The sequence below is a fragment of the Microcoleus sp. C2D2 genome (assembly GCF_036702495.1).
Classification (GTDB): domain Bacteria; phylum Cyanobacteriota; class Cyanobacteriia; order Cyanobacteriales; family Microcoleaceae; genus Microcoleus.
Map to the genome: position 1 here is coordinate 191,465 of NZ_JAUBTO010000001.1, position 15,940 is coordinate 207,404.

Sequence of the window (15,940 nt, forward strand, 5' to 3'; positions counted from 1 at the left end):
CATGCTCGAAGAACAAGGCGATAAAACATAATCCAAACAGGAATGTACGAAAAAACAATTAAACTGCTTGTGGAAGGCGAGCGGCTGCCTGGGTTCCTCTCTGTCGGGAGGATAAAGGTCGAAAGACCAGAGATGTTGTGTAAGACCAATTTAAGCACGGGTTTAAAGGGGCAACGGCAGACGAGACGGGAAGCCCTAACTATATCGGTACTCCGATTAGTGATGGGTACTTCACAATTCAACTTCAGCAGTTGCCAGACCGATCGCCGCCGAGATTAGTTCCTCTACTCCGCTAACCGGCAAAATCCGGGTTTTCAGCAAGCTGGCGAGCTGTTCGACGGTCATGTCGTCTAGAAAACGCGGTTCCCCCTGTTTTAGCATCACCGACGGCAGCAGGATGCCATCTCCCAAGTCTCGCCCCTGCAAAGCTTCCAGCAAATCTTGCCCGGTGAGCAAACCCGTGACAGTGATAGTTTGTCCCCAGTAGCGGCTGCACAGAGCTGCCATGTTGACGGACAAGCCGGGAATTTGGTTTAGTTGTTGTACGATCGGCTCAAAAGCTTTTTCTACAGCATTCCCCACCACCCAAACTAACTTGCGCTCTGGCTCGACTTGCATCGGTTGCAGCTTCTCAAAAGCCGTTTCAAACTGCTGGATAAACTGGCGGATAGAACCGACACCGTTACCAATTTGCGGATAATCTTCGTAATCTCCAGCCGACGGCAAATCTAAACCAGCTATTAAAAACCACTCGTCAGCCAGCCAAATGCAGCGCGATTTTGACTTCTGCTTTTTCCCCTTTGGGCCGCCTTTTCCTTTACTTAAAAGCACTTGAATTTTCTGCACTTGCTCGATTACTTCTCGCGCTTTTTCCGCAGTTACTGCGCTCAGTTCATCTTCGGCTGGGCGAAAGCGAGTTAAACCCACCGGCACTACAGCCACCGAGGCGACAGCGGGAATATTTCCGGTATGAAACTTTGCCAAATCTAACAAAGTGCGTTCTAAATGTTCGCCATCATTAATACCGGGACAAACAACTACTTGAGCGTGAATTTGCAAGCGGCGTTCTTGAAACCATTTGATTTGTTCGAGAATCTTCCCAGCGCGGAGATTTTTTAACAGCCTAATTCGCACTTCCGGTTCGGTAGCGTGCACGGAAACATAGAGAGGAGAAAGCCGCATTTGTTCGATTCTCTCCCACTCTTTTTGAGTCAGATTTGTGAGAGTGAGATAGCTACCATAAAGAAAGCTGAGGCGGTAGTCATCATCTTTGAGATACAAAGTTTCGCGCTTTCCCGGAGGCTGCTGGTCAATGAAGCAAAAAGGGCAGCGATTGTTGCACTGAATTAGTCCATCAAAAAGAGCAGTTTCAAATTCTACTCCCAAGTCTTCGTCATACTCTTTTTCTATTTCTAACTTGTGAGTTTTGCCTTTGGCATCTAAAACTTCTAGTTCGAGAAATTCATCCGCGCACAGGAATTGATAGTCGATCAAGTCGCGGGGTTTTTGACCGTTGACGGCGACGATTGAGTCTCCTGCTTCAAATCCGATTTCGGCGCCGATGCTGTCGGGGATAACTTTGGTGATTAGGGCTGGTCGGGTTGATAATTCGCTCATATTTATTAGTGATTCCCAATTAGTTATTTGTTATTAGTGGGACTCTGTTACACTTGTTTTGAGTTGATAAAACTTAGGCTTTTTTATCGCCAACGATGACAGCGATTGGAACCGCATAATGAATTTCCTCGCCTCGAAAATGCGCGCCAATTCCGAGACTATCAACACCAATATCCTCTCTAAAAATTTCTCTGATTTTCTGGTCATCGCCGGGGTTGGGAAAAGAAGCAGCTAACTGTTGTTCTAGCCCAAGTTCTACCTTGTAAAAAGCCAATTTAACATTTTGAAGATTGGCATCTGCGACTAATTTTGGAAACTCTTCCAGAGTCAAGGCGCGAGTATGAGAGGGATCGCGCAACTTCTCAATCCGGTCATAAGCATTCACTTTATCCGCTGGCAAAGCAACATCAGCAATCAGGATTCGACCACCTGGACGACATACGCGAACCATCTCTGATAGAACAACATCTGGCTGCAAAAAATGATGGAAAGCGTAACGACTCAGAACAATAGAAAAAGTAGCATCGGGAAATGGTAGTGTTTCAATATCTCCTTGTTGCCAGGACAGATTAATCAAGTTTTTCTGTTGCGCCAGAATCTGGGCTTGTTCGAGCATCGCTGGTGTGATATCAATGCCAGTAACGTGACTGGCAACTTCCGCAAAAGCACAACTAACAATACCTGAACCGCAAGCAACATCTAGAACTGTGTCTTTGTCAGATACACTCGCCATTTCTCTCAGCAGGTACAGAGACTCTTGATTTGTGTGAGCGTACAATTTAGAGAAGGGAATTGCCTGACGAGTGAACTGGTCGATGATGGATTCCTGATGTGCGGTCATAGTTTAGGATGTGGCTAGCGGAGAATGTTTACAGTTTAACTTGTCTAGGCTGAATTTGGCGATCGCCCGATCGCTTCTGCCAGTCTAGGCGAGTGAATTGTCTTTAACAGAATTGACTTGTCGGGTTGCTAAATATACAGCATTATATTTTTTCCATAAACAGTCCTGCAATCCGCACCTCAAAAGTTATTCCAGGTAGCTGAGGCTGCCATCCAAATTGCATCGCTTGGCGTATCCATTGTGCTGCATCAGAGGGTGTTACTGGTCTCACTTCGTTAGTACCCCAACATTGAGGATGGGTGATGATAACTAACACGCCCGCCCGGTTCTTCAGCGTGTTGGACAGCAACATGAAGATTTCCGCAACTGTAGTCTGCTTGCATATTAGTAGCTTGTCTTCGGATTAGCCAGATGAAAGGCTCCCCATCAACAATTATTTTTCTGGTTCCTTTTTTCGGTATTGACATAGTTTGCTAAGGTCGATCGCCTTTAGAATCAGGATAAGTTCTGGGTTGTAAATTTAGCTTGGCTGTGAGAGGATGTATCAAAAATATGTATTTATGAAACTCAAAATTTTGACGGGGATCCTGACAGGCTTAGTTGTTTCTGCTAGCACAACAGCGCTTTTTTGTCAACCTAGCCGTGCGGGAAATAATAACTTTTTTTGCGGTACTCTTCCATATATTAGCACCGGGATTCTGAACCCAGAACCAGTTTTTAATGAGAGGATTCTGATTAATACGAGTGTGAGATTGTTGGCATCAGCTCAAGTGGATGTAGGGGTCAAGGTTTCGAGTGCGTCTGTGGCGACCGATCCCAAAGCTGAGGCTTTCTTTATTCAGGGTAACGATAAGTATGAAAAAGGAGATTATCAAGGTGCTCTAGCGGCTTACAGCCAAGCAATTGTGCTTAATCCTAATTATGTTGAAGCCTACAACCGCCGGGGAAATACCCGCCGTGCTTTAGGAGACAATAAGGGTGCACTCGCCGATTACAACGAAGCTTTGCGAATTAATCCTAACTATCATACTGGCTACTACAACCGGGGAGTTGTCCGCTCTCATTTGGGAGACAAGCAGGGTGCTGTAGCCGATTACAACGAAGCTCTGCGAATTAATCCTAACAATGCGGCCGCCTACTTAAACCGTGGAACTACCCGCTCTCAATTAGGAGACAAGCAGGGTGCACTAGCCGATTACAACGAAGCTCTGCGAGTTAATCCTAACTTTGCCTTTGCCTACCTTGGTCGTGGAAATACCCGCTCCTCGTTAGGAGACAAGCAGGGTGCTGTAGCCGATTTCAGCGAAGCTTTGCGAATCGATCCTAACAATGCCGATGCCTACTACAACCGGGGAAATGCCCGCTCTGATTTGGGAGACAACCAGGGTGCACTCGCCGATTTCAGCGAAGCTTTGCGAATTAATCCTAACGATGCCGGGTTCTATTACAACCGGGGAAATGTCCGCTCTGACTTAGGAGACAAGCAGGGTGCTGTAGCTGATTACAACGAAGCTTTGCGAATTAATCCTAACCATGCCCAAGCCTACAACAATCGGGGAAATACCCGCCGCAGTTTAGGAAGCAACCAGGATGCGATCGCCGATTTCGAGCGAGCTCTGCGAATTAATCCTAACTTGTTCCAAGCCTACTACAACCGGGGACTCGCCCGCCGCAGTTTAGGAGACAAACAGGGTGCACTGACCGATTACAACGAAACTTTGCGAATTAATCCTAACTATGCCGATGCCTACAAAAGCCGGGGGAATCTCCGCTCTGAATTGGGAGACAAGCAGGGTGCTGTAGCCGATTACAGCGAAGCTTTGCGAATCAATCCTAACTATGCCGCAGCCTACATCAATCGGGGACTTGTCTACTATGAATTAGGAGATAACCAGCGTGCTATAGCCGATTTTAACGAAGCTTTGCGAATTAATCCTAACGATGCTCTCGCCTACTACGATCGCGGAATTGTCCGCGTTAGGTTAGGAGAATTTCAGGGTGCGATCGCCGATTACAGCGAAGCTTTACGAATTAATCCTAACAATGCGGCCGCGTACCAGAACCGGGGAGTTGCCCGCCGTGAGTCTGGAGACAAGCCCGGGGCAATTCAAGACTTTCAGAAAGCAGCAGATTTATATCAGCAGCAAGGAGATAAAGATAGCTATGAAAAAGCGATTAACATTCTCAGGAGACTTCAATAAACTGCCGCCTTACTAATCGCTATAGCCTAATTAACACTGACAATTTTTTTGAGCGAAGTTTGTACGAGGAACATAGCTTTGAAGTTCCTCCCAGTCGATCGCTTGCAATTACTGTAAAAAGGCGAGTATGTTTAATTTAAAAGCTATTTTATTCCCAGGTAAAATCAATGAATTTTTTTAAGAAACGGACGATCGCGTTAATTGGTGCAGTTGCCATAAGTGCGATCGCACAACCAACCGCAGTTTTGGCTATATCTGTTCAGGTTCCGAGTGCGTCTGTGGTGGCTGGGACGAAAGCTGAGGATTTCTTGATTCAGGGTGAGGAAAAAGATGAAAAAGGAGATTATCAAGGTGCTATAGCCGCTTACACTCAAGCAATTGTGCTTAATCCTAATTATGCCGAAGCCTACAACGGCCGAGGAAATGCCCGCTATAGTTTAGGAGACCATAAGGGTGCTGTAGCCGATTTCAACGAAGCTTTGCGAATTAATCCTAATTATGCCGAAGCCTACACCAACCGGGGGAATGCCCGCGATGACTCAGGAGACAGGCAGGGTGCTCTCGCCGATTACAACGCAGCTTTACGAATTAATCCTAACGATGCTATTGCCTACTACAACCGGGGGATTACCCGCTCTCGTTTACGAGACAACCAGGGTGCTGTAGCCGATTACAGCGAAGCTTTACGCATTAATCCTAACTTTGCTGTTGCTTACTACCACCGGGGGAATATCCGCTATCGTTTAGGAGACAACCAGGGTGCTGTCGCCGATTACAACGAAGCTGTGCGAATCAATCCTAACTTTGCCGAAGCCTACACCCACCGGGGGAATGCTCGCGATGATTTGGGAGACAGCCAGGGTGCACTCGCCGATTACGATCGAGCTTTGCAAATTAATCCTAACTTTGCCGGTGCCTACTTAAACCGGGGCGTTACCCGCTCTCGTTTAGGAGACACGCAAAATGCTGTAGCCGATTACAACGCAGCTTTGCGAATCGATCCTAAATTAGCCGGTGCCTACTTGAGCCGGGGACTTGCCCGCGCTGAAGGGGGAGACAAGCCCGGGGCGATGCAAGACTTTCAGAAAGCAGCAGACTTATTTCAGCAGCAAGGTGATAAAGATAACTATGAAAGAGCCCTTAACAACCTGCGGAAACTTCAATAAACTGCAAAAACTCCCCAAAGGTCGATCGCACTACTAATCGCTAAAAAATAGAAGACCCAGATCCCCGACTTCTTTAAGAAGTCGAGGATCTAATTAAATATTATCCGAATCCGATCGTCTATTTTTTTAGATCTTTCGTTACTATAGCGCGTCTGAATGAGTTGTGTAAATAAAAGAAAAGTGGTCAGCTCAAATTCTCGAAAAAAAGGAGGGAGACAAATCTTTCGCCTTCCTCCTTAACGGCACGGGCGCACATTTTCTCTAAATCGTCCCGATCTCAATTTATTTTTAACTGCATCAACAGATTCTCTAGATTCTCTTGCTGTTGAGGTTTCCGACTTTCTTTCATTGAGAATAATTTGGTAAGGGGGCGTTCGATTTCGTAATTCTACCGAGTTCAGAGCGACTTATGTCGCTCCTACTGCTATCGGATTTATATTTTAAATATTGTTCACTGCCCCACCTGCAAGCGCGGTCAAAATCGCCACGCCAAAAGCCAACCTGTACCACACAAACACCCACGTATTTTGAGTTTGCAGGAACTTCATCAGCCACGCGATCGACAAATAAGAAAACAAAAATGCCGAAATTGTTCCCACTATCAAAGCTGCAACTCCAGCATCGCCGATTCCTTCTCCCACAGCACCCTTCAATTCCACTAATCCAGCCAGAGTAATTGCGGGAATTCCCAATAAAAAAGAAAACCGCGCGGCCGCGGGTCTTTCTAATCCCATAAACAATCCTGCTGTTAAGGTAGAACCCGATCGCGAACACCCCGGAATCAATGCGATTGCTTGAGCTAATCCCATAAAAATACCGTCTTGAACAGTTAACTTTTCATAAGTGCGATGGCGCGTGCCAATTTTTTCTGCTATTGCTAACAGCAGCGACATGACGATCGAAGCAATGGCGATCGCACCCAAACTTCTCAGCGGCGACTTGTCAAAATCTGGAACCAATGCCTTGATTAGCAGCCCAAAAAAGACTATAGGTATTGTTCCCAAAACAAGTGCCAGCGCCAGTTGAAACTCTTGCGATTTGTAGTCGCGCCGCACCACGGCATCTACAGCACCAAAAGTTATAGTTGTCAAGTCTTGCCAAAAATACCAAAGCACTGCGACAATACTGCCCAACTGAATAACAGCAGTATAAGCAACCCCCGCATCGCCCCATCCAAGGGCGATCGGCACTACCTTCAAATGAGCGCTGCTGCTGATGGGCAAAAACTCTGTTAATCCTTGTACAATTCCTAAAATAATGGCCTGCACCAGATTGATTTGAGCGGGCCCGGAAACATCAGCAGCGGGCGTTTGGCCCAGGAGTGCGTCAAGCAAAGCTATCATTAGTTGTGAATTCCCTGTTGTCAGTTTCTAGCAATCAGTTTAATTTAATATCTTGCACCCTTCTGGGAAGCTAGGAGCAACGCCCCACCAAAAATAAATTTTATTTGGGCGCGGACACTTCCAGCCCGCCCCTGAAAAGCCGATCGCAAATACTGATATTCGGTCTGTTGAATCGCCTTGTCGATCGCCACAACAAGCAAACTATGATAGCGGATCTGAAACTACTTTAACCTACTCAACAACATTTCCCTACATTTGGGTGATAAAATCAGGAAAGTTTTTGCATCTGATTTCGCTTTTTTTACAGCAACTGCCAACAACTTATGATATTTAGTGAGAAAAAAAAATCAATTGTTACTGCTGCTTCTGGGCTGGGCTTGCTGCGGCGAATCTTGTCAGCCAGTCTTTTAACAGTGGCGATCGCACTTAGCTGGATACTGCTAACCGGCACGCCACCAGCCTTAGCAAGTCTCACAGACGATCGCTATGACGGTACAATCTTTGCCCTCTACGCCGGCAACGGTTCCCTAGTTCCTCCTAAAGTAAAACTCACAGATTCTTTCAAACGCAATAAACCCGTATTGTTAGTGTTTTACACTGACGACAGCAGCGACTCCAAGCAATACGCGATCGTCGTCTCTCAACTCCAGGAATTTTACGGCCGCGAAGCCGATTTTATGCCCATAACAGTTGACTCTTTGCCTCCGCAACCGTTACCGGAAATCACCGAACCGAGCCATTACTACGAAGGTTTCGTACCTCAAACTGTCATCCTAGACCAATCGGGAAAAGTAGTTTTTAACGCGAAAGGACAAGTACCGTTTGAAAAGGTAGACGATGCTTTTAGGAAAGTATTTGACTTGCTGCCCCGAGAAAAATCTCTCCCGCTGAAACGCCGCGTCGTGAACGAATTTAACGTCGAATTGTCGAAGTAAAATGTTGCAATAAGTAATATCAATTCCGGTGGCACCGGAATTATTGTTGACTGTTGACTGTTGACTGTTGACTGTTGACTGTTGACTGTTGACTGTAGAAGGAGGGGTCGAAAAACAGGATGGTTGAGTGTTAACTGTTGACTCGATTTTATTATTCCGATGCAACCGGAAACGATAGTAAAGCTGAAAAAAGCCGCGCCGCCAAGTATGGAACAGTAGGAGATAAATAGAAACCAAAATGAAGCGGGCAAAGTATTGACAAAAGTTGGATATGGATATATAGCAATCCTTCCAGGAGCCGTAAAAATGAGTCGTAAATTTTTTACCCCACCCCAACCCTCCCCGAACTCGCTCGCTCGGGAGTAAGAAATTCACAAATGATTTAGGATTGCTATACAGCAGATTCCACATTTATGAAGGATATCCTAGATCGATCTATCCCCCCCGTAGGGACTTAGGCTAAGCCGTGTCCCTACTTCATAAATCTGGAATACGCTGTATCTGTTTAGGTGCAAGGGGACAAGTTGAAAATTCTAATTCTGAGGTGAAAAGATATAGCGGACAGAATCGCTATGATGCTTTAATTGATGTTTTGAAAGATGCTACAGAATCCGATATGTCGGAATTGGTTTTGGGAAGTCAATTAATCTTTGATTTTGACGCTGGAACTAGCCAACACGATGCTTTGGGGAGGCATTTTCGGAGGTGGCGCGATCGCGGTTTGGGGAAAAATGAGATAGCTACGGCTAGCGGAGATTTGGGCGGGCGTTCGTTTGTTGGCGGGAAGATTGCGGGGATTAGTTCTTGGGTGATAGCGATCGAGGATTTTTCCATATAAACATCAGCGATATTGATAAAATTGAGGATAATGGCTGTTTTGGGGAAACTTCCGGCGACACGCGGGTATCGCTTTATGCTGGTTTGAGCGATCGGGTGACAAAAAATCCCTGATAGGGTTTTGGGTTTATTGCGGCTGAGTTTTGAGGATATATGTTTCAATCCCTGATAGGGTTTTGGGTATTTTCCGGCTTTATGATTTACCAACAAAAAGAAGGTTGTCTAATATTGTTTCAATCCCTGATAGGGTTTTAGGTATTTTCCGGCTTGGCAGAAATAATTGGTACAAAGGCGAAATGATTACAGTAACGTTTCAATCCCTGATAGGGTTTTAGGTATTTTCCGGCTGTTCCAGGGCAACCCCTGGCGAACATCTGGCTAATCAGTTTCAATCCCTGATAGGGTTTTAGGTATTTTCCGGCGATACTTTTCAAATCCAGAGGCAGCATAATGCTGAATGTTTCAATCCCTGATAGGGTTTTGGGTATTTTCCGGCCATCACCTCAGAGCCGGAATGCGATCGCCTGCCCGGGTTTCAATCCCTGATAGGGTTTTGGGTATTTTCCGGCTTGACTGGGCTTGGCGAATGCCAGCCCAACAATTCGTTTCAATCCCTGATAGGGTTTTGGGTATTTTCCGGCGTTTTCCAGAATCCCTAAAATACTTAGGGACATAACGTTTCAATCCCTGATAGGGTTTTGGGTATTTTCCGGCGTTTTTAGAGGAAGTCTCGGGCGAGTGACCGCCCTTGTTTCAATCCCTGATAGGGTTTTGGGTATTTTCCGGCGCGCTGGCGGAAAGTCGCCGTTAAATGAAATATATTCGCTGTTTCAATCCCTGATAGGGTTTTGGGTATTTTCCGGCAATTCCAGCAAACCAGGCTCTTACCATCACTGTCATCCCTATGTTTCAATCCCTGATAGGGTTTTGGGTATTTTCCGGCTTGATTTTCTCCTAATGGTAATTCCCAGAGCTGGGATTTTTGTTTCAATCCCTGATAGGGTTTTGGGTATTTTCCGGCGTTAATCTCCCTGTGTTTGTGTCTATAATATAAGAGTTTCAATCCCTGATAGGGTTTTGGGTATTTTCCGGGGGACGGATAGTTCGGGCTGTCAATGGGGTTAAGTTTCAATCCCTGATAGGGTTTTGGGTATTTTCCGGCCAGTCACACTTACTCGCAAGCTTTCAATGGTGGTATGTTTCAATCCCTGATAGGGTTTTGGGTATTTTCCGGCGTTCGATCGCCCGATCGAGCAGCTCCGGCGAAAAGTTTCAATCCCTGATAGGGTTTTGGGTATTTTCCGGTTTACTGTGGCTGGCTGCGGGAAAGTTTGGCTATTCCGTTTCAATCCCTGATAGGGTTTTGGGTATTTTCCGGCGTGGTCGGTGTTGAGTGCTTCCCGCAAAATACTGTGTTTCAATCCCTGATAGGGTTTTGGGTATTTTCCGGCCAGACGGCGTTTGGTCACTTGAACGGCGAGGCATTCGTTTCAATCCCTGATAGGGTTTTGGGTATTTTCCGGCCCGACGCCTCCACGGTCTGTCTTTTTTCGATCGCGGTTTCAATCCCTGATAGGGTTTTGGGTATTTTCCGGCCTTAAGAGCCAAAAGGAAAGGACAAGAGAAGCGCTGTTTCAATCCCTGATAGGGTTTTGGGTATTTTCCGGCTGGGCTAATTTCAACAATTAAATCTCGGTTGCTGGTAAGTTTCAATCCCTGATAGGGTTTTGGGTATTTTCCGGCAGGAGTTGTCGAACCCAGTACAGTAGTCGCAATGACTTGTTTCAATCCCTGATAGGGTTTTGGGTATTTTCCGGATCCAGTACGCGCTTGCCCAAAGATTTATCTTTGTTTCAATCCCTGATAGGGTTTTGGGTATTTTCCGGCATTAGCGCCACTAATGATGGCATCCTGTACAGCATTGTTTCAATCCCTGATAGGGTTTTGGGTATTTTCCGGCTTTAGTGTCTTTTGCAACCCAGCCTGCTCGGCAAACTTGTTTCAATCCCTGATAGGGTTTTGGGTATTTTCCGGCCTAAGCGGCAGACTTCTCAAGTAATGCCCAACCCCGTTTCAATCCCTGATAGGGTTTTGGGTATTTTCCGGCCCAAGCCCGTGCCGAGTTCGCCGGTCACCACGCAACAATGTTTCAATCCCTGATAGGGTTTTGGGTATTTTCCGGCTTGAAGTTTGTGCTCTGTTGCGAGACTTAGGTGTAGTTTCAATCCCTGATAGGGTTTTGGGTATTTTCCGGCTCTTCATCGACTCGGCCCCATTTTTCGCCAATTGTTTCAATCCCTGATAGGGTTTTGGGTATTTTCCGGCCGCCCGTTCCAGAAGCCTTGGTGTATTTGGTTTTCAACGTTCATTTGCGTCTGTACTCGTAAAAATACCATTTCAGCCTCCGACCCGTCAATACCCTATTTAGACTTTCCCCCTCAAACCCTTATCAGATAAAGGCTTCAGCAATTGCGTCTGCCCTTTGACCCGGGGAGCGGCCTCAAACCCTTACGGAAACTGCATTACAGCCCAAAAAATTAACCCCTGGATTTTTACACCCAGCAACAGACGCAATTTTCCCAAAAATATAGCTCCCCCCCAAAACCCGCAGACAGCAACAATTCTCTTCATAATAATAAGCTGTCGAGCAAAATAGATCAGAACCCTTAAACTTCAAACCATGACCAAAACCTTAATTCCCGTAATACTCGCCGGCGGTAAAGGCGAACGCTTCTGGCCCCTCAGCCGCAAGCAGCGCCCCAAGCAGTTTTTGAGTCTCGACGGTAGCGGTAAGAGTTTGCTGCAAGCTACAGCGGAAAGACTATTAACATTAGGTAACGGTTGGGACGATTTGTGGGTAGTAACCTCGTCCATGTTAGCGGATGGGGTTCGCGAACAGTTGCCCCTGTTACCGCCGGAGAATTTGCTAGCGGAACCGGAGGGCCGGGATACTGCGCCAGCGGTGGCCTGGACTGCTATCGAAACTGCGAAGCGTTACGGTGAGGATGCGGTGGTGGGTTTTTTCCCGGCGGATCACTGGATTGGGGAACCGGAAGAGTTTGTCAAGACTTTGGAGGCGGCGGCCGAGTTGGCGAGAAATCAGGATGCGATCGCCACTTTGGGAGTAAAACCGAGTTATGCTTCCACCGGCTACGGCTACATCGAACAAGGCGAGGAAATTGGCAGTTTTGGGGGTTTTCCTGCCTATCGGGTGGCGAGGTTTACCGAAAAGCCCGATCGCACAACTGCTGAAGAATTTGTAGCCAGCGGCAAGTTTAGTTGGAACGGCGGAATTTTTGTCTTTCGACTCGGAACAGTCTTGACAGAATTGCGAAGTTATGTACCGGACATGATGGCAGCTTTGGAAGCAAAAGGCGCGCAGGCTTACTCCGAATTACCCAAAATTAGCATCGATTACGCGCTGATGGAGAAGACGCAAAAGGCTTGTGTTCTGCCCGTAGGCTTTAGCTGGGACGATTTGGGAGATTGGAATGCGATCGGTCGTTTGCTGCAAGGAGACAAACCGAATGTCGAGTTAGCAAAACACGTCGGAATTGACACCAAAGGCGGCATTTTCTATGCAGCCGATGAGAATGAAGTAATTGTCACCATTGGTTTAGAAGATGTGGTAGTTGTCAGAGATGGCAACGTAACTTTGATTGTAAAAAAAGATAGGACGCAGGAGATTAAACAGGTAATTAAGGTGTTGGGAGAAGATGATAAATTGAAAGATTTGTTGTGATGTAAGTACGGCACAGATTGGGCAGGCGAATATAAAGGATTAATCACTCTTTATCCACACTTTCGTTTTTTAATCTGTGTCGTACTTTACTATTCTACTTTTGTTGTTCGCACTTCCACTGAAGCCATTGTTTTAGCAGATTCCTAATTAAAGCCTGTGCTTCTGAGAGTGACATAGGTTCTTTTGGTGGATGCTTGTCATGGACACCGTGCCGTGCATCATCACCAATTGCCCTTCGACTATTAGCAGTCTGCGTGAATTGGCTAATCTTCTTTTTAGTTATCCACTCTTCAATCCTATCAATCTTCTTATTTATTTTACCAGCATTTTTCTCGACAATTTCATAAATTTTGTAAAGATTAATCCAGGTATGTTCAAACTCCCTAAATTGTCTAAAAACATCTTTAACTATCTCGTCTTCTTTTGCCAGCTTCCTCCAGGAGTCAAACTCTAAAATAGGGATTATATCTTGACCGCCTTCTAGTTGGATAGAAAAAGAATCTAGACCCCGCAGAATTTTGACTAAAAGCTCAACCCGGTTATGACGCTTACCTTTTTCGTCAACTTCGCAGATTTTATCAGACTCAAGACGTGGAAAACCTGGAAAATAAATCATTGCAACAGCACTTATATATTCAAGAAGTTTAGTAGCTTCAGAAAGTACATCAGACGTATTTGTTAGTGATTCCCAGCGCGAAGAAGTTAAATAATATTTCCTATTCTCTGTGATTAAGCTAAATTCATCTGATGAACGCAGCAAGTTCGACAAATTGTCAACATCCGACTTTCTAACTGCTAGCACCTTTCTCGACAAATTGTCAACATCCGACTTTCTAACTGCTAGCACCTTTTTAGCTACTCCGAAAACTCCTCTTTTCATTGGAAAAACCTCCTAATCGTAATCTTTAAGGAAACACAACTTTATAAATGACTCTCTTGTCCCAGACTAACTCTGAGGAGTTGGATGGAATGATGTAAATCATTTCGGCTTTCTCCCGATCCAATCCTGTAGATGGTTTCAACTCTAGCCATTCAGGGCAACTGATACCTAGTTGCTGCATGCATAGATCGCACTTCTATTCTAAATGATCAGCTTCAAAACGATAATAAATTTCTATGAGAGTTTTAATTTTCTCTAGAGCTAATTCTTGTTCTGGGAAATCAGTTTTCTCTTGTTATTTCTCTTTATTTAGTAAATTATATCCTATCAATCCTGCTATTAAAGCTGACCCAGATCCTACCGCTGCTACTAGCCCAACTAACCCTAAAACTCATGCTAATCCCCCAGGCAGAATCGTCGGTACACATACTTCCACTTCCTCAAATGAGGGGCTTCCTGCAAATGGCTGTCTTATTATAAAAAAATATCTCTCAATAATCATTAGACCTCTTGCAAAAATAAATAGGACGGGCAAGATGCCCATCCCACAACAAAAAATAACTCTTGTGGGATGGGCATCTTGCCCGTCCCATCAATTGATGAAAAGGATTTTTGCAAGAGGTCTATTGCATCACTCAGCATCTTCTGGCTTTTTTGCGATCTAAAAAGGAGAGACAATCGCCAATGGTGGCATTGCCTCTCCTCTATTCTGCCTGGGACTTTATTTTTTCCCAAGCCCCCAACTATTAACCGTTCCTCAAGAAGGATTAATCAATCAGTTCCGGCGTAGGAACTTGTGCATTAATCTGGGCCTGAGAAAACGAGGGCAAAGTCCAAGTTGTCTCACCCGCCTTAAAAACTTTAGCAGGGGCAACATTCAATTGAATACCACCCGTTGCTGCATTCGTTGTAGCAATTAGCTGCGTACCATCTACAACCTTAATAGCAACCGGTTCAGCCAAAGAAGCTGGCTGAGCCGCCGGGCCTAAAGTAGCTTGAGTCCCTGCTGGCACGTAAATACCATCGCAATCCCAATCATCATCTGTAATCTCACCGGATGCTAGGAAATAAAGTTGCGTCGGCAATTTTTTCGGCTTATTAGCATAAACTGCCAGGGTTTGCCCGGTTGCATTACGACACTGAGCCCGCTTTTTAGCAGTTTCGATCACGTATTTCTGCATTTGCAATTCGGACAACCGCTGTTGGTACTGTTCAGGCGTATAACCCGCTGTCGAAGGGTCGCTCTGAGCTGACAAAAGTTGATTCAATTCCTGTGTCACCTCCGCATAGTCAGCTCCCTTTGTGAAATCCTTGCCTGCCCAAGAAGGCTGAGCTACAGCTAAGTTTACGAAAAGCACTAAAGCCACCAGAATTAGTTTGAAAAACTTGCTCATTTTTGTTGTCCTTTGTGTAATAAATCAGAGTTTGTTCTTAGAAAACCCCTCCACTTTGCTGAAGTTATAAATTATTTATTTTTCAACTTCAGCAAAGTGGAGGAAACTTGAACCCTAGTTTACCTCAAATTTTTCGACTTGAGGTGCAGTCTGTAACGATTGATAACTGTCTTTAAGCAATGTCAGCAGCCACAAGCAACTGATAGCTACAGTAACTACCGTTAAACCGCGATCTTCTAGAGTATGGCTATCGAGCAGGATCAGCGTACCCAGACCCATTAGAACGAAGGGAACAAGGGAATTACCGTAGCGGACAAGTAGGGTCGCGATCGCGCTCATGCGAGTTAGTTGATACGCCACATAACACCAGACACCCACTAGCAAGAAAAAGACGCTCAGAATCACTAGCAGGCTATCCCAAGTGCAGTTGGCAAACAACGGGACATAAATCCCCACATTATCACCTCCATTAGCAAATGTAACCGCAGCTACACTATAAGTTTGTGGCGATAAAATACTAGCAAAGATACTGGATGGAGGCGAATCTGTGGCTGTATTTTCATCATCCGCCTCTGTATCTCGATTTAGCAGGCGGCTGACTCCAATTGCAATTGGTACTAACCCCAACATCCCCACCCAAGGGCGCGGCACCATCATACAGCCAAAGAAGCTAGGAAGACTAAGCAGCACCAGTGCTGCGAACCCAAGATATTGTCCTGTAACAATGTGTTGCCGTCTAAAAACAGCATTGACTTGGGAGAAAAACAGCAGCAAGATGACAATATCATCTAAATTTGTGGCGGTGAAAGCTGTAAAACCTGTGGAAATAGCCGTAATGAATGGGTTCATATCTAACTGCCTAGATTGTGATGGTAGGATTGCTGGAATAGTGCCGGAGATTAATTGATGTTGAGGTGTTTTTTTTGTTAAAAATGTTACTTAACAGATTGGCTAGACTGACGCTCTCATTCACCGATCAGTAAC

General features: G+C 45.5%; 13 protein-coding genes and 1 CRISPR repeat array. Of the genes, 6 read left to right on the forward strand and 7 right to left on the reverse strand.

All coding sequences use genetic code 11. From position 1 onward, the window contains the following. Positions 1-231: 231 nt before the first annotated feature. The 3 genes from QUB61_RS00835 to QUB61_RS00845 all read right to left on the reverse strand — a co-directional run bounded on the left by QUB61_RS00835 (position 232) and on the right by QUB61_RS00845 (position 2,810). Positions 232-1,617, reverse strand: a complete 1,386-nt coding sequence (locus tag QUB61_RS00835; RefSeq protein WP_333133753.1) for a TIGR03279 family radical SAM protein — start codon at positions 1,615-1,617, stop codon at positions 232-234. A 73-nt stretch (positions 1,618-1,690) separates the two neighbouring features. Further along, complete coding sequence (locus QUB61_RS00840) at positions 1,691-2,458, reverse strand: methyltransferase domain-containing protein (RefSeq protein WP_333133754.1); 768 nt, start codon at positions 2,456-2,458, stop codon at positions 1,691-1,693. Positions 2,459-2,600: 142 nt separating this feature from the next. Further along, positions 2,601-2,810, reverse strand: a complete 210-nt coding sequence (locus QUB61_RS00845) for a hypothetical protein (protein WP_333133755.1) — start codon at positions 2,808-2,810, stop codon at positions 2,601-2,603. A gap of 208 nt (positions 2,811-3,018) precedes the next feature. On the opposite strand from QUB61_RS00845, the gene QUB61_RS00850 reads away from it, so the two are divergent. Continuing rightward, a complete protein-coding gene (locus QUB61_RS00850) occupies positions 3,019-4,659 on the forward strand; it encodes a tetratricopeptide repeat protein (protein ID WP_333133756.1) in 1,641 nt (546 codons plus the stop codon). A 167-nt stretch (positions 4,660-4,826) separates the two neighbouring features. After that, entirely contained in the window at positions 4,827-5,825 is a 999-nt protein-coding gene (locus tag QUB61_RS00855) for a tetratricopeptide repeat protein (protein WP_333133757.1), read from the forward strand. A 440-nt stretch (positions 5,826-6,265) separates the two neighbouring features. Here the strand turns inward: QUB61_RS00855 and QUB61_RS00860 are convergent, their stop codons facing one another. Continuing rightward, positions 6,266-7,168: an undecaprenyl-diphosphate phosphatase gene (locus QUB61_RS00860; protein ID WP_333133758.1), complete on the reverse strand. Its 903-nt coding sequence runs from the start codon at positions 7,166-7,168 to the stop codon at positions 6,266-6,268. Between the two features lie 323 nt (positions 7,169-7,491). On the opposite strand from QUB61_RS00860, the gene QUB61_RS00865 reads away from it, so the two are divergent. The 3 genes from QUB61_RS00865 to QUB61_RS00875 all read left to right on the forward strand — a co-directional run bounded on the left by QUB61_RS00865 (position 7,492) and on the right by QUB61_RS00875 (position 12,682). Further along, positions 7,492-8,103, forward strand: coding sequence for a thylakoid membrane photosystem I accumulation factor (locus tag QUB61_RS00865; protein ID WP_333133759.1), 612 nt, complete (start codon positions 7,492-7,494; stop codon positions 8,101-8,103). Between the two features lie 544 nt (positions 8,104-8,647). Continuing rightward, the gene (locus QUB61_RS00870) at positions 8,648-8,941 is read left to right on the forward strand and encodes a hypothetical protein (RefSeq protein WP_333133760.1); all 294 of its coding nucleotides are present in this window, start codon (positions 8,648-8,650) and stop codon (positions 8,939-8,941) included. Between the two features lie 154 nt (positions 8,942-9,095). Further along, positions 9,096-11,265: a CRISPR direct-repeat array (repeat unit 37 nt; unit sequence GTTTCAATCCCTGATAGGGTTTTGGGTATTTTCCGGC). Positions 11,266-11,620: 355 nt separating this feature from the next. Continuing rightward, a complete protein-coding gene (locus QUB61_RS00875; RefSeq protein WP_333133761.1) occupies positions 11,621-12,682 on the forward strand; it encodes a mannose-1-phosphate guanylyltransferase in 1,062 nt (353 codons plus the stop codon). Between the two features lie 94 nt (positions 12,683-12,776). On the opposite strand, the gene QUB61_RS00880 is transcribed toward QUB61_RS00875, so the two are convergent. After that, the gene (locus tag QUB61_RS00880) at positions 12,777-13,562 is read right to left on the reverse strand and encodes a hypothetical protein (protein ID WP_333133762.1); all 786 of its coding nucleotides are present in this window, start codon (positions 13,560-13,562) and stop codon (positions 12,777-12,779) included. A gap of 236 nt (positions 13,563-13,798) precedes the next feature. Between QUB61_RS00880 and QUB61_RS00885 the strand changes: the two genes are divergently transcribed. Continuing rightward, positions 13,799-14,227 carry a hypothetical protein gene (locus QUB61_RS00885; protein WP_333133763.1) on the forward strand — a complete coding sequence of 143 codons (429 nt, stop codon included), beginning with the start codon at positions 13,799-13,801 and terminating at the stop codon, positions 14,225-14,227. A 102-nt stretch (positions 14,228-14,329) separates the two neighbouring features. Here the strand turns inward: QUB61_RS00885 and QUB61_RS00890 are convergent, their stop codons facing one another. Both QUB61_RS00890 and QUB61_RS00895 read right to left on the reverse strand, forming a co-directional pair. Next, a complete protein-coding gene (locus tag QUB61_RS00890; protein WP_333133764.1) occupies positions 14,330-14,956 on the reverse strand; it encodes a hypothetical protein in 627 nt (208 codons plus the stop codon). Positions 14,957-15,070: 114 nt separating this feature from the next. Beyond that, complete coding sequence (locus QUB61_RS00895) at positions 15,071-15,805, reverse strand: cadmium resistance transporter (RefSeq protein WP_333133765.1); 735 nt, start codon at positions 15,803-15,805, stop codon at positions 15,071-15,073. Positions 15,806-15,940: the final 135 nt, after the last annotated feature.

Bases quoted from the DNA above. Each gene is read 5' to 3' on its own strand.
- QUB61_RS00890 (WP_333133764.1), bottom strand. From the start codon at position 14,956: ATGAGCAAGTTTTTCAAACTAATTCTGGTGGCTTTAGTGCTTTTCGTA.
- QUB61_RS00850 (WP_333133756.1), top strand. From the start codon at position 3,019: ATGAAACTCAAAATTTTGACGGGGATCCTGACAGGCTTAGTTGTTTCT.
- QUB61_RS00895 (WP_333133765.1), bottom strand. From the start codon at position 15,805: ATGAACCCATTCATTACGGCTATTTCCACAGGTTTTACAGCTTTCACC.
- QUB61_RS00840 (WP_333133754.1), bottom strand. From the start codon at position 2,458: ATGACCGCACATCAGGAATCCATCATCGACCAGTTCACTCGTCAGGCA.
- QUB61_RS00860 (WP_333133758.1), bottom strand. From the start codon at position 7,168: ATGATAGCTTTGCTTGACGCACTCCTGGGCCAAACGCCCGCTGCTGAT.
- QUB61_RS00835 (WP_333133753.1), bottom strand. From the start codon at position 1,617: ATGAGCGAATTATCAACCCGACCAGCCCTAATCACCAAAGTTATCCCC.
- QUB61_RS00885 (WP_333133763.1), top strand. From the start codon at position 13,799: ATGAGAGTTTTAATTTTCTCTAGAGCTAATTCTTGTTCTGGGAAATCA.
- QUB61_RS00875 (WP_333133761.1), top strand. From the start codon at position 11,621: ATGACCAAAACCTTAATTCCCGTAATACTCGCCGGCGGTAAAGGCGAA.
- QUB61_RS00855 (WP_333133757.1), top strand. From the start codon at position 4,827: ATGAATTTTTTTAAGAAACGGACGATCGCGTTAATTGGTGCAGTTGCC.
- QUB61_RS00865 (WP_333133759.1), top strand. From the start codon at position 7,492: ATGATATTTAGTGAGAAAAAAAAATCAATTGTTACTGCTGCTTCTGGG.
- QUB61_RS00880 (WP_333133762.1), bottom strand. From the start codon at position 13,562: ATGAAAAGAGGAGTTTTCGGAGTAGCTAAAAAGGTGCTAGCAGTTAGA.
- QUB61_RS00845 (WP_333133755.1), bottom strand. From the start codon at position 2,810: ATGTTGCTGTCCAACACGCTGAAGAACCGGGCGGGCGTGTTAGTTATC.